The organism is Pseudorhodoferax soli, assembly GCF_003337555.1.
In the GTDB taxonomy this organism is placed as follows: Bacteria; Pseudomonadota; Gammaproteobacteria; order Burkholderiales; family Burkholderiaceae_C; genus Pseudorhodoferax; species Pseudorhodoferax soli.
Genome location: NZ_QPJK01000013.1, coordinates 153,970 through 169,022 on the forward strand (window position 1 = coordinate 153,970; position 15,053 = coordinate 169,022).

At 70.6% G+C, this 15,053-nt stretch carries 15 protein-coding genes; 10 read left to right on the forward strand and 5 right to left on the reverse strand.

Annotation, left to right across the window (positions count from 1 at the left end):
- Nucleotides 1-79 precede the first annotated feature (79 nt).
- Nucleotides 80-1,012 (reverse strand): LysR family transcriptional regulator, encoded by a 933-nt coding sequence (locus DES41_RS33700; protein WP_114471997.1) that lies wholly within the window; start codon nt 1,010-1,012, stop codon nt 80-82.
- A gap of 135 nt (nt 1,013-1,147) precedes the next feature.
- Here DES41_RS33700 and hpaH point away from each other — a divergent pair, with 135 nt between their 5' ends.
- Genes hpaH through DES41_RS33725 form a run of 5 tightly spaced genes read left to right on the forward strand, consistent with a single transcriptional unit; the run spans nt 1,148 to nt 5,472 of the window.
- Nucleotides 1,148-1,951: a 2-oxo-hept-4-ene-1,7-dioate hydratase gene (gene hpaH, locus DES41_RS33705; protein ID WP_170168374.1), complete on the forward strand. Its 804-nt coding sequence runs from the start codon at nt 1,148-1,150 to the stop codon at nt 1,949-1,951.
- Nucleotides 1,951-2,139, forward strand: a complete 189-nt coding sequence (locus DES41_RS39955; protein ID WP_211333138.1) for a hypothetical protein — start codon at nt 1,951-1,953, stop codon at nt 2,137-2,139. The genes hpaH and DES41_RS39955 overlap by 1 nt, the downstream gene beginning before the upstream one ends.
- An 11-nt stretch (nt 2,140-2,150) precedes the next feature.
- Nucleotides 2,151-3,641, forward strand: a complete 1,491-nt coding sequence (locus DES41_RS33715; RefSeq protein ID WP_114471999.1) for an aldehyde dehydrogenase family protein — start codon at nt 2,151-2,153, stop codon at nt 3,639-3,641.
- Between the two features lie 14 nt (nt 3,642-3,655).
- A complete protein-coding gene (locus tag DES41_RS33720) occupies nt 3,656-4,531 on the forward strand; it encodes a DODA-type extradiol aromatic ring-opening family dioxygenase (RefSeq protein ID WP_114472000.1) in 876 nt (291 codons plus the stop codon).
- Entirely contained in the window at nt 4,528-5,472 is a 945-nt protein-coding gene (locus DES41_RS33725; RefSeq protein WP_114472001.1) for a fumarylacetoacetate hydrolase family protein, read from the forward strand. Before DES41_RS33720 ends, DES41_RS33725 begins: the two co-directional genes overlap by 4 nt.
- A gap of 25 nt (nt 5,473-5,497) precedes the next feature.
- Here DES41_RS33725 and DES41_RS33730 read toward each other — a convergent pair whose 3' ends face one another.
- Both DES41_RS33730 and DES41_RS33735 read right to left on the reverse strand, forming a co-directional pair.
- Complete coding sequence (locus tag DES41_RS33730) at nt 5,498-6,163, reverse strand: PEP-CTERM sorting domain-containing protein (protein WP_245966001.1); 666 nt, start codon at nt 6,161-6,163, stop codon at nt 5,498-5,500.
- Between the two features lie 20 nt (nt 6,164-6,183).
- Nucleotides 6,184-8,355 carry a phosphocholine-specific phospholipase C gene (locus tag DES41_RS33735; RefSeq protein WP_114472002.1) on the reverse strand — a complete coding sequence of 724 codons (2,172 nt, stop codon included), beginning with the start codon at nt 8,353-8,355 and terminating at the stop codon, nt 6,184-6,186.
- 443 nt (nt 8,356-8,798) lie between these two features.
- On the opposite strand from DES41_RS33735, the gene DES41_RS33740 reads away from it, so the two are divergent.
- The 3 genes from DES41_RS33740 to DES41_RS33750 are packed head-to-tail and all read left to right on the forward strand — an operon-like array spanning nt 8,799 to nt 10,534.
- Nucleotides 8,799-9,185, forward strand: a complete 387-nt coding sequence (locus DES41_RS33740; protein ID WP_147283041.1) for a hypothetical protein — start codon at nt 8,799-8,801, stop codon at nt 9,183-9,185.
- A 36-nt stretch (nt 9,186-9,221) separates the two neighbouring features.
- Complete coding sequence (locus DES41_RS33745; RefSeq protein WP_211333139.1) at nt 9,222-9,869, forward strand: sigma-70 family RNA polymerase sigma factor; 648 nt, start codon at nt 9,222-9,224, stop codon at nt 9,867-9,869.
- Nucleotides 9,866-10,534, forward strand: coding sequence for a ChrR family anti-sigma-E factor (locus DES41_RS33750; protein ID WP_114472004.1), 669 nt, complete (start codon nt 9,866-9,868; stop codon nt 10,532-10,534). The genes DES41_RS33745 and DES41_RS33750 overlap by 4 nt, the downstream gene beginning before the upstream one ends.
- A gap of 45 nt (nt 10,535-10,579) precedes the next feature.
- Here the strand turns inward: DES41_RS33750 and DES41_RS33755 are convergent, their stop codons facing one another.
- Nucleotides 10,580-11,266 (reverse strand): alpha/beta hydrolase, encoded by a 687-nt coding sequence (locus DES41_RS33755; protein WP_147283042.1) that lies wholly within the window; start codon nt 11,264-11,266, stop codon nt 10,580-10,582.
- A gap of 385 nt (nt 11,267-11,651) precedes the next feature.
- Here DES41_RS33755 and DES41_RS33760 point away from each other — a divergent pair, with 385 nt between their 5' ends.
- Together DES41_RS33760 and DES41_RS33765 are read left to right on the forward strand one after the other, a co-directional pair.
- A complete protein-coding gene (locus DES41_RS33760; protein WP_114472006.1) occupies nt 11,652-11,891 on the forward strand; it encodes a hypothetical protein in 240 nt (79 codons plus the stop codon).
- A gap of 23 nt (nt 11,892-11,914) precedes the next feature.
- Nucleotides 11,915-12,445 carry a DUF1003 domain-containing protein gene (locus DES41_RS33765; protein ID WP_114472007.1) on the forward strand — a complete coding sequence of 177 codons (531 nt, stop codon included), beginning with the start codon at nt 11,915-11,917 and terminating at the stop codon, nt 12,443-12,445.
- Nucleotides 12,446-12,487: 42 nt separating this feature from the next.
- Here DES41_RS33765 and DES41_RS33770 read toward each other — a convergent pair whose 3' ends face one another.
- Nucleotides 12,488-14,923 carry a catalase gene (locus DES41_RS33770; RefSeq protein WP_114472008.1) on the reverse strand — a complete coding sequence of 812 codons (2,436 nt, stop codon included), beginning with the start codon at nt 14,921-14,923 and terminating at the stop codon, nt 12,488-12,490.
- Nucleotides 14,924-15,053 lie beyond the last annotated feature (130 nt).

Genomic DNA, 15,053 nt, shown 5'->3' on the forward strand with positions numbered 1-15,053 from the left:
CGGTGTCCGTGGCCGATCGGCGCGACCGGGCGTGCCCCGCCATGCGGTCGTGCCCCTGGTGCCGAGCGGCCGCCTCCCGTCAGCGGCGTTGCGTTGGCATGGCGCGGCCAGACCAGGTCGGGAGCCACTGCGCGAGATGCTCGGCGAACCCGTCCGCTGCCGGCGAGCCGGAACGCGCGGTGGGGCGGTAGAGGCACACGGTGCGCATGGCTTCGGGATCGATGACCCGCCGCATCACGAGGCCGAAGCGCTCCGCCATCACACCGACGTAGGCCGGCGCCAGCGTCGCGGCGATGCCCTCGGCTGCGATGCCGAATGCCGTCGAGATGTTGTCGACGATGTCCACCGGCGTGACGCGCTCGCCCTCGGGCGCGCTCAGATGCATCTGCGCCACGCTGCGTTCGTGGTCGCGGCCCGCGGCCACGAGTGCCACGCTGTGCAGATCGACCCAGCGCAGCACGCGGCGACGCGCCAACGGATGGTTCCTGGCGCACCACAGCACCCATTGGCTCTCGAACAGGACCTGCCGCGATACGTCGCTGCCGAAGGCCCGGTCCGGGCCGACCGCAAGGTCGACGTCGCCCGCAGCGACCGCATCGACGAGTGCGTCCACCGGGATGTCGCGGACATGCACCACCACCTTCGGGTGCGTGGCCTGGTGGCTGCGGATCGCGCCCGGCACCGCCGAGCTGGCCAGCACCAGGGGCGCACCGATGCGCACGATGCCGGCGGCGCGGTTGCGCACGTCGGCCGCGGCATGCTCGGCCGCCTGCACGTGGCGCAGCATGGTCTGGGCCGAGCCCAGGAAGTCGCGCCCCGCACTGGACAGGTCGACGCGCCGCGTCGTGCGGTCGAACAGCCGAAAGCCGAGCAGGGCCTCCAGTTCGGACACCAACTGGCTGACGGCCTGCGTCGTCATGCCCAGTTGCTCCGCTGCAGCGCCGAAGTTGCGCGTCTCGTTGACGGCGGCGAAGGCTTCGACCTGGCGCAGCGTGAACCGGATGAGGGGCATGGTGTTTCGATTATCAAGCGCTGGTTGATAACTGTCGCGAATCCATTGATTGTTGTCTCGCTGCACCCCCTGGACACTGCGGCTCCTTGCATGGATGAAACGCCTGGCAGCGGCTGCCGGGCCAGGAGACGAACAGTGCTTGACACAGACACCCACGCCGCGCTGGCGCATGAACTCGCGGAGTCCGAACGCAGCCGCGTGCAGCTCGCGCAGTTCTCGCTGCGCCACCCGACCATGGAGATCGCCGACAGCTACGCGATCCAGCGCGCGTGGGTGCGCCTGCAGGTGGCGCAGGGGCGCCGTGCCATCGGCCACAAGATCGGGCTGACCTCGCGGGCGATGCAGATCGCCTCGCAGATCACCGAGCCGGACTACGGCACCCTGCTCGACAGCATGCTGCTGCGCGACGGCAGCGAGGTCGAGGCCTCCCGCTTCATCGTGCCGCGGCTGGAGGTGGAGTTCGCCTTCATGCTGGGCCGCCCGTTGAAGGGCCCGAACGTGAGCCTCGTGGATGTGCTGAACGCCACCGACTACGTGATGCCCGCGCTGGAGCTGATCGACGCGCGCATCGAGCAGTTCGACCGGAACACCAAGGCGCCGCGCAAGGTGCTCGACACGATCGCCGACAACGCCGCCAACGCTGGCATCGTGCTGGGCGGCCGGCCGATGCGGCCCGACCAGGTCGATTGGCGCTGGGCCGGCGCGCTGCTGTTCAAGAACGGCGTGATCGAAGAGTCGGGCCTGGGCGCGGCGGTGCTGAACCACCCGGGCAACGGCGTGGCCTGGCTGGCCAACAAGCTGGCACCCCATGGCGAGAGCCTGGCGGCGGGCGAGATCGTGCTGGGCGGCTCCTTCACGCGGCCGGTCGCCTGCGCCGCGGGAGACACCTTCCATGCCGACTACGGCCCGCTCGGTTCGATCTCGCTGAGGTTCGTGTGATGGGCGGGGCCACCAACGCATTCAAGTCGGCGCTGGCGCAGCCCCAGGCCCTGATCGGCCTGTGGCTCGGGCTGGCAGACCCCTACACCGCGGAGCTGTGCGCCACCGCCGGCGCGCGGGCCCTGGCCGGCCTCTCCGTGCGCTGGGGCCCCATCGTCAAGCAGATCGGCTTCACCGCAGATTCCTGAGCACCCACCCCATGGCCACCTCCACATCCACCTCCACCCCCATCGTCATCGACGACCTGTCCGTCTCGCCGGACCACTACATCGGCGGGCGCCGCGTGCCGTCCGCAAGCGGCTTCGAGCTGCACAGTCCCATCGACCAACGCCTGCTGGGCCGTGTCGCCGAGGGCCTGGACGAGCATGTCGAGGCCGCCATCGTCGCCGCGCAGCAGGCCTTCCCGGCCTGGAGCGCGCTGACGGCGGCAGAGCGCAAGCCGGTGCTGGACCGCTTCGCCGAGGAAATCGGCCAGCGCGCCGACGCCTTCTGCCGGCTGGAGAGCAACGACGCCGGCGTGCTGCTCTCGCGCATGCGCCACGGCGTGGTGCCGCGCGCCATGCTCAACATCAGCTGGTTCGCCCAGCATGCGCTGGACCTGCAGAACCGGCCCATCGAGACCGAGCAGGCGCGGCACATCGTCAGGCACGACCCGGCCGGCGTGGTGGTCATCATCACGCCGTGGAATGCGCCGCTGATGCTGTCCACCTGGAAGCTCGGCCCGGCCCTCGCGGCCGGCAACACCTGCATCCTGAAACCGCCGGAATGGGCGCCGCTGACGTGCTCGCTGCTGGCCGATGCCGGGCATGCGGCGGGCCTGCCGCCCGGCGTCTTCAACGTGGTGCAGGGCACCGGCGCCAAGACCGGTGCCAAGCTGGTAGGCGATGCGCGCATCGCCCGTATCTCGTTCACCGGCAGCGTGCCCACGGCCAAGTGGATCGCGCAGGCGGCCGGCGCCAACCTCTTGCCGTGCAGCCTGGAGCTGGGCGGCAAGAGCCCGTTCATCGTGCTGGAAGACGCCGACCTGGACAACGCCGCTGCCACCGGCGCGCTGATGTACCGCAATGCCGGCCAGGTGTGCCTGGCGGGCACGCGCTTCCTGGTGCACGCGAACATCGCCAAGCAGTTCGTCGCCGCCATGCGCGGCCATGTGGACAAGCTGGTGGTCGGCGACCCGCGCGAGGAGGCCACCGAAGTCGGCCCCATCGTCCACCCGCGCCAGGTGGAACGCGTGCATGGCTTCGTGCAGCGCGCCGTGGCCGGCGGTGCCAGGCTGCTGTGGGGCGGCGGGCCGCACCCGTTCGGCGCGCAGTACTTCCAGCCGACCATGGTCACCGGGCTGCAGCAGAGCGACGAGATCGTGCAGAACGAGGTGTTCGGCCCGGTGCTGACGCTGCAGACCTTCGGCAGCGACGAGGAAGCCATCGCACTGGCCAACGGCACGGACTACGGCCTGGGCGGTGTCTGCTACGGCGAGACCGCCCACGCCACGGCGGTGGCCGAGCGCGTGCGCACCGGCTTCATCTGGGTCAACAGCTTCGGCATCCGCGACCTGGCCGCGCCCTTCGGCGGCATCAAGCGCAGCGGCATCGGCCGCGAGGGCGGCGACTGGAGCTTCGAGTTCTTCTGCGACGTCAAGGACGTCGTGGTGCCGAAGAAGCCCTTCCGCGCCAGTTTCAGCCAGCGATGAACAGGAGCCACACCATGGGACAGATCGTCGGCGCGGCCCTTGTGTCGCACCACCCCGGCCTGATGCAGTGCGAGGAGTTCCGCCGTGCGATGGGCGCGGGCGAGGACTCCGACCTGATCGCCGGCTACGCGCGGCTGCGCCAGCAGCTCGAGGGGCTGAAGCCCGATGTCGTGGTGGTCTTCGACAGCCACTGGTTCACCACCGGCTACCACCTGGTGGACGGCGGCACCCGCTACACCGGCACGTACCTCTCCGACGAGATGCCCTGGTACCTGCACGGCGTGCCGTACGACTACCGCGGCCACCCGCAGCTGGCGCTGGACATCGAGGCCGTCTCGCGCGAGCGCGGCGGCTACAACCGCGCCATCCAGCACCCCGACCTGGGCCGCCACTACGCCACCGTGAACCTGGTCAAGCACCTGCGGCTGGAGATGTCGGACACGCCCGTCGTCACCGTCAGCTCCTGCCAGAACTGCAGCTGGCAGCATTTCCTGGAATCCGGCGAGACCATCGGCGAGGCCATCCGCCGCAGCGGCCTGCGCGTCGTGCTGCTGGGCTCCGGCGCGTTGAGCCACAAGTTCAACGGCATCGACTGGAAGCCGAACCACCCGCGCATCTTCCACGAGAGCAATGTGTCCTCGCCCGAGAACATCGCGAGCGACAAGCGGGCCATCGCGCTGATGGAGGAGGGCCGGCACGACCAGATCCTGGCGCGCTGGGACGAGGACTACCGGCGCAAGCCCTGGGAGGCCTTCGGCGCCCACTACCTGCAGATGCTGGGCGCCATGGGTGGCGCCGCATGCCGGGCCAAAGGCACCGCGTTGTCGGCCTACGAGAACGCGCGTGGCACCGGCAACATCCACATCTGGTTCGACACGGAGGCCGCATGAACTTCGAATTTCCCCTCCGGCAGTTGCCCGCGGTGATGGTCGGCCCGCGCGTCGAGCGCCGCCGCGTGCTGGTGGGTGGCAGCGCCTACTGGGGCACCATCGTCGAGGAGGGCGCCGACGCGGGCCAGCTGCGGCTGGACGATGGCCGCCTGCTGGATGCCGATGCGCAGGCCTACCTGCCACCGGTCAGCCCGAGCAAGATCATCGCGGTGCACATCAGCTACAGCTCCCGTAGCGTCGAGACGCGCAACAAGCCCAAGCCGACCGAGACGCCGACCTACTTCACCAAGCCGCCCACGGCGCTCAATGGCCACAAGGGCCAGATCCTGAAGCCGGCCGACTGCAAGTACCTCAACTACGAGGGCGAGTACGCCGTGGTGATCGGCCGCACCTGCCGCAACGTGACGCCAGACGAGGCCTGGGACTGCATCGAAGGTTTCTGCCCCGCGCTGGACATGGGCCTGCAGGATTTCCGCGACACCGACCAGGGCAGCATGCTGCGCGTGAAGGGAGCCGACACGCTGCTGCCCATCGGCCCCGGCATCGTGCGCGGCGTGAACCTGTTCGAGCAGACGCTGCGCACCTATGTCGATGGCCTGGTCGTGCAGGAAGCGCAGATCGGCGAGGAGACCATCTGGGGGCCGCACTACGTCATTGCCGACATTGCGCGCCACATCACGCTGGTGCCGGGCGACGTGATCCTGATGGGCACGCCCTGCCATTCACGCAGCGTGGACCCGGGGCATTTCGTGGAGTGCGAGATCACGGGCATCGGCCGTGTCGGCGGCACCGTGGTGGCCATCGAGGCGCCGCGGGCCGCGGCGCTCGGCGTGGGCCACATGCCGGCCGACACGCCCGAGGTGCGCCGCGTGGCGCTGGGCTTCGACGAGCGCGTGCCCGAGCGCTTCAAGGACAACCTGCGCAAGACGCGTCGGCCCTGACGCCTGCCACGCAGGCGCCCTGGCCTCAGCGGGCCCGGCGGCGTGCCCAGCCCAGGGCGCCCAGGCTCAGCAGCAGCAGCGAGGCCATGCCCGGCTCGGGCACTTCGCTTGCGGGCGCCTGCAGCACGAAGGCCAGGTTGTCGGCATAGCCATCGTTGTCGCCACCGCCGTTGCGCTCCATCGACAGCCAGAACGCCAGCGAACTCGTGCCCACCGGCAGCAGGCCGTCGGTCTCGCGGTAGAACAGGCCGGTCTGGTTGTTGCGGTCGGCGGCCGTCACGGCGCCGATCGCCGCGCCGCCGATCTCGGCGCCGAACGCATCGAGGAACTGCACGTAGAACAGCGCGTTGTCCGTCTGGTTGCTCCAGCCGCCGAGCCAGCCGCTCAGCGAGTAGCTGATGGACTGGGTGGTGGCCATGCCGAAGTCCAGCGCCTGGTAGCCGACAGCGTACGCGCCGGTGCCCGTGAACATCTTGGCGCCGCGGTCGTCCGGCCCTGGCTGCGTGGGCAGCACCCAGTTGCTGCCGTAGCTCACGGACTGGATGTTGCCGTAGGCGTCGTAGCCGCTCCATCCGGCGGTGCCGGCCTCGGCGCCGCCGTTGACGACCAGGTTGCTGCCATAGACGGCAGCCGCCTGGCTGCTGCAGGCCACGGCCAGCAGGGCCGTGGCAAGAAGGTGTCGAAAGTTCATTGCAGAAAAGTCCTCGTGGTTCAGTTGATGCGGTACTGGTCCAGCTGGGCGGCGCCTTGCATCGCGGGGTCGCTGATGGAAGGCAGGCCGTTCTCCAGGTGGCCGGCGAAGCGGCGCAGCCAGGTCGGCGCGCCGTTCACGCGCAGGCTGTAGTCGTACCAGTGCGAACTCGTGCCCAGCGGCAGCCGCATGCTGCTGCGCGAGCGCGCCACCACGCGCACCTCTGGCAAGGTGTTCGTGTAGTACTTGTTGGCCGTCAGCTGGAAGGTGCAGGGCTGGCCGCCGTTGTTGACGAGCTCGAGCACGAGCTCGCCCGTCGCGCGCTCGGCCCGCACGATCACTTCCGGCACGGCCGCGCCACTGGCGCGGCGCACGTCGCCCGTGATGTGGCGGTGAAAGCCGTTGGGCCCCAGCACCCAGAGGTCGTAGGCGGCGGCCGTGGCCCAGCGGCCCTGCAGCTGCTTGCCGGCTTCCACCGTGTAGCGGCGCGGCACCTGGTCCAGCGCCAGGCGGTCGTAGACGTGGAACACGGCGCCGGCTTCACCGGCGTTCTCGAACGTCAGCAGCACCGCGCCGGTCTCGACCTGGGCCTGCACCTGCAGCTCGTAGGGCAGGGCGCGCGCGGGGCGCACGCCTGCGGCCTGCACGGGTGCCGCGAGCGTGGTCGGCGTGGCGGGCACCTTGGTGTTGGGCAGCGCCAGCGACTGCGCGCGGCGCGCGGCCGTGGCGGGCAGCAGCTGCAGGAAGCCGCTGTCCTCGGGGTTCACGAAGTCGAAGCACGACAGCAGGTTGCCCGAGACGGCACGGCGCCAGGGGCTGACCAGCGGCTCCTGCACGCCGAAGCGCGCTTCGATGAAGCGCAGCACGGAGCTGTGGTCGGCCACCTGGGAGTTGACCCAGCCACCCTTGGTCCAGGGCGAGACCACGTACATGGGCACGCGCGGGCCCAGGCCGTAGGGGCGGTTGATGGTGCGGGGGTCCGCGCCGTTGAGCACGTTGTGGTATTCGCCCGTGGTGTCCACGGTGGAGGCGCCGGCCAGCTGGGCCTGCGCCGGATTGCTGCTGTAGGCCGTGTACGAGGGCACGGCCGGCGGCGGCATGTGGTCGAAGAAGCCGTCGTTCTCGTCGAAGTTGACGAGCAGCACGGTCTTGCTCCAGACCTCGGGATTGGACGTCAGGGCGTCCAGCACGCGGGCCGTGTAGTCGGCGCCCGAGGCCGGGCTCGACGGGCCAGGGTGCTCGGAGCCTTCGGCCGTGGCGACGATCCAGCTGACCTGCGGCAGCCGGTCGGCCAGCACGTCGGCCTTGAGCAGGTCCAGGTCGCGCGTGCTCACGCCGCGATCGCGCAGCGCCTGCGAGTAGCCCGGGCGCAGGTACCAGGCGTTGCGGAAGTTGCGGAAACCGGCCAGCGGGTTGTCGGTGAAGTTGTCCGCCATGTTCTGGTAGACCTGCCAGCTGATGCCGGCGGCCTGCAGGCGCTCGGCGTAGGTGGTCCAGCGGTAGTCGGTGCTCTGGTCCGGGTTGAAGCTGTCGCGGCTGTTGTCGGTCGACGGGCCGCCCGCCTGGGCCAGCGGGTCGTTGTGGCCGGTCCACAGGAACAGGCGGTTGGTGTTGGTGCCGGTCTGCGTCGCGCAGTGGTAGTGGTCGCACAGCGTGAAGGCGCGGGCCAGTGCGAACTGGAACGGCAGGTCGCCCTCGGCGTAGTGGCCCAGCGAATGGTTCTGCTTGGCCGCGCACCAGTCGTTCATGCGGCCGTGGTCCCAGGCGAGCTGCGCGTCCAGCCAGGAATGCGGCGTACCGGCCACGCGCATGACGGGGAAGTCCTGTTCGGTGTTGAGGCGGAACGGTGCGATGGGCTTGCTGGTCGGCCAGTTGGGCCGGCCCGGCACGGGTGCGCCGCCGACGCTGGGCTGCACGAACACGGTCTTGCCGCTGTACAGGTTCTGGCGGTCCTTCACCGGGATCGGGAACGGGTCGCCGAAGCCGCGCACGCCTTCGAGCGTGCCGAAGTAGTGGTCGAAGCTGCGGTTCTCCTGCGTCAGCACGACGATGTGCTCGACATCCTGCAGGGTGCGCGTGCGCTGGTTGGCGGGCAGGGCCAGCGCGCGCTGGATGGCCGGCGGAAAGCTGGCCAGCACGGCGCTGGCGCCGCCGGCCTGGGCCAGGGTGCGCAGGAAATCGCGGCGGCTCATGGCTGCGCCTTCGTGCGCGGGAACGCAAAGTTGTTGGAGTGCATTTGTGGAGGTTCCAGTCGATGGGGGTGCCGACAGGCGCATTCGCCGGTCAGGGCGAGAGCAATGTAGGCATCGACCGTGAACACCCGATGACATGCGCCGCGCACAGGCGCGCAGGCGCCCCTGGCGGCCTGGGCGCTACGGCCGCCGCGGTGCGGGCCTGGCGCGACAGGCAGCGCCGCCTGCCGGCGCCGCTGGCGATGTCGGCGCCTTGTCCTACGCAGCGGCTGCGGTCCGCGGCGCGCGCTGGTCCGTATCAGGCACTGATCGGGTGTGCTGACTGCGACGCCGAGCGGCGGGGACCAGGCAGGCATCCGGTTGCGCCTGCGCAGCCGCGCCGGTGCCCACCCACGGTGGCGCCCTGCCGATGGCGGCGCGCGAACACCCTACACGGGCAAGCCATGCGGGGTCACTTTCTGACGGGGGAGCAGGTCGGCCGCACCATGGGCTTGCCGCACAGACCCCATGCGCCGCAGACTGCCGCGCTGCCGCCCGCCGGCGGGCTGCACTGGCGTTGGCGCCATCTCAGCGGGCTGGCCACCGTGCTCGGCGCGCTGGCGGCCCGGGCGCAGCAGTTGCCGCAGAGCCGCTGGCTGCAGGGCGCCGGCGTCTCGGGCGCCCTCATGGGCGGCAGCATGGCGGCCCGGGCGACGGCGCTGGGCACCGTGCCGGTGCCGTTGCTGTCGCAGAAGTTCTCGCAGCGCAGCCACCACGCCATGCCGGGCTTCGGCGCTGGCGCCATGCTGGCCGCCAGTTCCTTCGCGCGGTTCATCCCGGTGCTGGCCTAGCGCCCCGCTGGCCCACCTGCGCTGCGGTATTCGCCCATGGCCGACGCGCATCCCGATGGTTCACCACGCCAGCCGCCAGCGGCGCGGGCCCACCTGCATGTCGTGCCGCAGGAGGGGCCGGCCGCGCCGCAGCAGATCCTGGCATGGATGCAGGCGGTGGCCGAGCTGGCCGACCGCCAGGCATTCGCCCAGCTGTTCGCGTTCTACGCGCCGCGTGTGAAGGCCTACCTCGTCCGCTCCGGGACCGAGCCCTGCCTGGCCGAGGAGATCGCCCAGGATGCGCTGCTGCTGCTGTGGCGCAAGGCGGCGCTGTTCGATGCCAAGCGGGCCAGCGTGGGCACGTGGCTGTTCACCATCGCACGCAACCTGCGCGTGGACCGCCTGCGCGGCCAGGGCGCCGCGCTCGTGCATGCCGATGCCACCGAGCTGGACGATGTGGCGGACGACACCCCGCCGGTGGACGAGCGCCTGCACACGGCGCAACTCTGCGCCCGCATGCGCGTGGTGCTGCGCACGATGCCGGCGGAGCAGGCGCGCGTGCTGCGCCTGTGCTACTTCGAGGACCAGCCCCACACCCGCATCGCCAGCACGCTCGGCCTGCCGCTGGGCACCGTGAAGTCGCGCATGCGCGCGGCGCTTGCGCATCTGCGCCGCGCCCTGCAGGATGGCGGGCCCGCGCCATGACACGCATCACCCACCACCCTTCCGACGCGCTGCTGCTTTCGCATGCAGCAGGGCGGCTGCCGGCAGGGCTGGCGCTGGTCGTGGCCGTCCACATGGAAGCTTGCACACGGTGCGCGGCCTATGTCGGGGCGCTGGAGGCCGCGGGGGGCGCATTGCTCGAAGAGACGCCGCCGGCCGCCATGCACGCCCAGGCGCTGGACCAGGCCCTGGCTGCCCTGGACGCACCGCCTGCCGATGCGGCGCGGCAAGCGCCGCTGCAAGGCCCGCCGCCGCTGCCGCAGGGCGCCGCCTGGCCACTGGCGTTGGCGCTGGCCGGCAGCCAGATCGCGCCCTGGCGATGGATCGGTCGTGGCATGCGCTACAGCCGTGTGCGGCTGGCTGGCGACGACGCTGTCGCCGTGTTCCTGCTGCGGCTGGCGCCTGGCAAGTACCTGCCGCAGCATGCGCACAGCGGGCGCGAGTTCACCCAGGTGCTGTGCGGGGGGTTCCACGACGGCCGGGCGCAGTTCCACGCGGGGGATTTCGACGCCCCCGGACGCGGCGTGCACCACCTGCCCGTGGTCCAGTCCGCAGGCGAGTGCGTCTGCCTGACGGCCGTGCAGGGACGGCTGCAGTTCGACTCTGTCTATGGCCGGCTGCTGGGGCAGCTGGCCGGTTTGGCTTGATATAGGCAAGGCACCACCGGCTCGTGGCACCACACGCGGGGCCGCTCAGGCCTCGCGCATCCGCGCATTCAGCCATTCGACCAGCACGTTGTGGTACTCCCGCTGCCAGGCGGGCTGGGTCAACGCGTGGTCGGCGTCGGCCAGCGTGTAGCGGGTCAGCGAGCGCACGCGACGGAATGCGCCGGCATAGCTGGCGATCAGCTGCGGTGGAATGGTCTCGTCCTGGCCGGAGTCGACGAGCAGCACGTCGCCGGTGAACTGGCTGCAACACCAGAGCGCGCGGTTGTGCTCGGGCCCCAGCGGGCCGGAGCGGTAGGCCCGCAGCTCCTGCGCGTCCAGCTGCTCCTTGGGCGTGTTCCAGTCGCTGTCGGGGTAGAGGGCCGGCGAGCGCAGCACCAGCAGCCGCGCCGGCTTGGCCGCGGCCAGGAAGGTGGCCATGTAGGCGCCGAAGCTGAACCCCAACAAGGCGAGCCGGCTGCGCGCGACACCGCGCACGGCGGCGAGGTTCATGTAGTCCTCCAGCACCCGTTGCAGGGCCTGGTCGCGGGTGATGCGGGCGCGCTGGTCGGCGGGCCAGCCGGCATCCGGAATGTCGGCGCGCCGGCACAGCCAACCCGACGGTGCGAGCTGCGACTGCAAGGCGTCGAACTGCCGCCGGCCATCGTCGTCCCAGCCGGGCAGCACCAGCAGTGCCGGCGATTTCGTTGGGCTTCGTTCTGCAGGCCTGGGCACGGGTCAGCCAGGTTGGGCAACGGGCGGCGCGATGTTGCGCAATGGCTGGGCGGCGCGTGGTCTCTGCATGAAGGCCCCTCGTGGTGGTCGGCCGCCGCACACCGGCGGCCGTGTCTGGTTGTACGGAGCGCGTGCACGGGCGGCGTGTGGGAGAGGGGCTGTGCCGCGCGTCGTCAAGATGCGAACAGCCTCCGTCGGCGGCAGGCTGCGGGATGTCACGATGGCGCGATGGCGCCGCCGCCGACGCACGGCGCATGCGGTTTCCGACATCCGGCCCGCCCCCTTGCTGCGTACAACGGGTGACAGTGGGTTGTCATGCATCCATCGGCGTGCCAGCCCCCTGCCTGCCCTGAACGGGCAGCTCACCAACTTGAGGAAACACGACATGGCGCAATCCAATGGCCTGGGCATCCGCAGCAAGCAGCCCGACGGACCGGAAGTCGACGAGGCGGAGCGCAAGGTCGGCGCAGTGCTCCGCGACCTGGAGGACAAGACCGACGTGGACGTCAAGGACATCGACCTGGAGGAGGTCGTGGACAGGGACGCGCAGGACCGGCCCGTCGTCAAGAAGGCGGTGGACATCCAGGCCCAGGAGCGGCCGAAGAAGAAGGGCTGGGCCAGCTGAGGGCAGCGGCGCTGCCGACCGCGATGTCCAAGTCCAGCTACCGCGATCCGGGCACGGCCGAGGAGCTCACCGAGCACAACGTGCGCGCCATGCGGCATCTGGACGATGCAGCGGCACGCCATGAAACCCCCGCGGACCGGGCTGCCGCGCGCATCGCCAACTGGTGCGGGAGGATCCAGTTCGTCTGGCTCCACGTGGCCTGGTTCGGCGGCTGGATCGCGTTCAACAGCCTGCCCATGCTGCCGCATTTCGATCCCTATCCGTTCACCTTCCTGGTGCTGGTGGTGTCGCTCGAGGCGATCTTCCTCTCCACCTTCGTGCTGATGAGCCAGAACCACGAGGCGCGCATCACCGAGCGCCGCAACAAGCTCGACCTGCAGATCAACCTGCTGACCGAGCAGGAGAACACCAAGGCGCTGCAGCTGCTCGCGCGCATCGCCGACAAGCTCGGCGTCGAGGACGCTTCCGGCGGCCTCGCCGCGCTGGAGCAGGCCACCCGGCCCGAGAGCCTGGCCCGCCAGATCGACCAGGCCTACCCCGAAGAGCGCAGGTGAAGCGCCAGCCGCACCCGGCGGTGCGGCGGCGCGGTGGCGGTGTCAGACCCGCGGCGGATCGGTCTCGCGTTCGGGATGCCGGTGCCGCGCCACGGCCTGTGCGAAGGCCTTGAGCGCCGTCTCGCCGTTGCCGTCTCCGGGCACCAGGCCGGGGTCGGCGCTGCCGTCGGGCAGCTCCCATGGAATGCCGGCCTGCTCCAGCAGCACGCGTGCGTCGGCCGGTACCAGCAGCGTCTTGCCGTGGCGGTACTGCTCCTTGACGAACTCCAGCGCCAGGCCATTCGTGGCCAGCGCGGCGATGGCGCCCTGGCCCTGCGGCAGCACCACTGCGTCGAACAGGAAGCCGGGTTCGTTCTCGAGCGAGGCATCGGCCTGCAGCATGCCGCCGTCGGCCTCTGCAATGCCGCCCACGTGGGGGCCCACGATGCGCGGTGCCGCACCCTGGTCGGCCAGCGCCGCGGCCTGGGCCTGCAGCAGCGCTCCGTCCACGCCATCGGCCGCGAGCAGGGCGATCATGCGGGCGCGGATGCCCATCTCGCCCGGGCGCGCCAGCAGCGACAGCGCGGGCGAGTTGCGCACCTCCGGCTTGGCCGGCTTGGCCAGGGCGCGGGGCAGCGGCTCGGGCAGTTCGCGCATGCCCAGGCCCGCGGCCACCTGGCGGGCCAGCGGCTCGGACACGTTGCGCAGCGAGGCGACCATGCGCTCACGCACCGCGGGCACCGTGAGCTTGGACAGCTCGAAGCGGAAGGCGGCCGCGATGTGCGCCTGCTCCACCGGGGTCTGGCTCTCGTAGAACAGCGTGGCCTGGGTGTAGTGGTCGGCGAACTTCTCCGGCTTGGCGCGCACCTTGCCCTGTTCCTCCTTGGCCGCGATGCGCGCCGGCACCGAGACGAAGCCCTGCACCGCACCGGCCTGGAAGGGGCAGCCGCCGGCCAGCGAGTTGGGCTCGTAGGACACGCGGCCGCGGTGGATGGCCTGGCGGTGCATGCCGTCGCGCTGGTTGTTGTGCACCGGCGCGATGGGCGCGTTGATCGGGATCTCGTGGAAGTTGGGCCCGCCCAGGCGCGAGATCTGGGTGTCCACATACGAGTGGATGCGGCCGGCCAGCAGCGGGTCGTTGGAGAAGTCGATGCCGGGCACCACATGGGCCGTGCAGAAGGCCACCTGCTCGGTCTCGGCGAAGAAGTTGTCGGGGTTGCGGTTCAGCACCATGCGGCCCACGGGCTGCACCGGCACCAGCTCCTCGGGGATGATCTTGGTGGCGTCCAGGATGTCGAAGCTGAAGCGCTCGGCGTCCTCTTCCGTGAAGACCTGCACGCCGAGTTCCCACTCAGGGTAGTTGCCCGATTCGATGCGTTCCCACAGGTCGCGCCGGTGGTAGTCGGGGTCGGCGCCGGAGATCTTCACGGCTTCGTCCCAGACCAGCGAATGCGTGCCGGCCTTGGGCGACCAGTGGAACTTGACGAACACCGAGTCGCCGTCTTCGTTGACGAAGCGGTAGCTGTGCACGCCGAAGCCCTGCATGGTGGCGTAGCTGCGCGGTATGGCGCGGTCGGACATCACCCACATCAGCATGTGGGTGGATTCGGGCATCAGCGAGACGAAGTCCCAGAAGGTGTCGTGCGCGCTGGCCGCCTGCGGCATCGCATGGTGCGGCTCGGGCTTGACGGCGTGCACCAGGTCGGGGAACTTCATCGCGTCCTGGATGAAGAACACCGGGATGTTGTTGCCCACCAGGTCCCAGTTGCCCTCGTCGGTGTAGAACTTCACGGCGAAGCCGCGCACGTCGCGCGCCGTGTCCTTGGAGCCGCGCTCGCCCTGCACGGTGGAAAAGCGCACGAACACCGGCGTGGTCTTGCCGGCCTCGCGGAACGGCGCCGCCTTGGTGTACTGCGTGAGGGGCTCGTAGCACTCGAAGAAGCCGTGCGCGCCGGAGCCGCGCGCATGCACGATGCGCTCGGGGATGCGCTCGTGGTCGAAGTGCGTGAGCTTCTCGCGCAGGATGAAGTCTTCCAGCAGCACGGGCCCGCGCAGGCCGTACTTGAGCGAGTTCTGGTTGTCCGCGATGGGAACGCCCTGGTTGGTCGTCAGGCGCTGGCCGGTGGAGTCCACCCGCACGCGGTCCAGCGGGGCGACCGTCGGGTTGCCGCCCTCGGGCGCCACGCCCCCGGTTTTCTCCGAGGCGTTGGCTTCGGACAGCGTGCTGGCGCCGGGCAGGCGCGAAGGCGGGGCGATGCTCACGCCAGGCTTGGGCGCCACGCCGTTCACGAAGCCGTGCTCGTCCGGCTTGGTCGGGTTGGACGGCATGCCCGCCGCCAGCGCCTGCACCTCGGCCTTCTGCCGGGCCGCGGGATCGGCGGGGTCGCCCGCCGGGCCCTGCGCGGGGCCGCTGTCGGTGTGGTGGGCTGCGGCCGGGGCGGTGCGGCCGCGGGCAGGGGTGGCCCGGGCGGGGGCGGCAGACTTGGGAGATTTGGCCATGGTGTTGTGCGTGGGGTCCTGGGTTGCAGCGGCGACATTGCCGAAACAGACACGCTACGAACACTGGGTGTGCCGTGGTGTAGGACATGGCGACAGCCTCGGATGCGGGGACCGCCGACGGACGCCCATC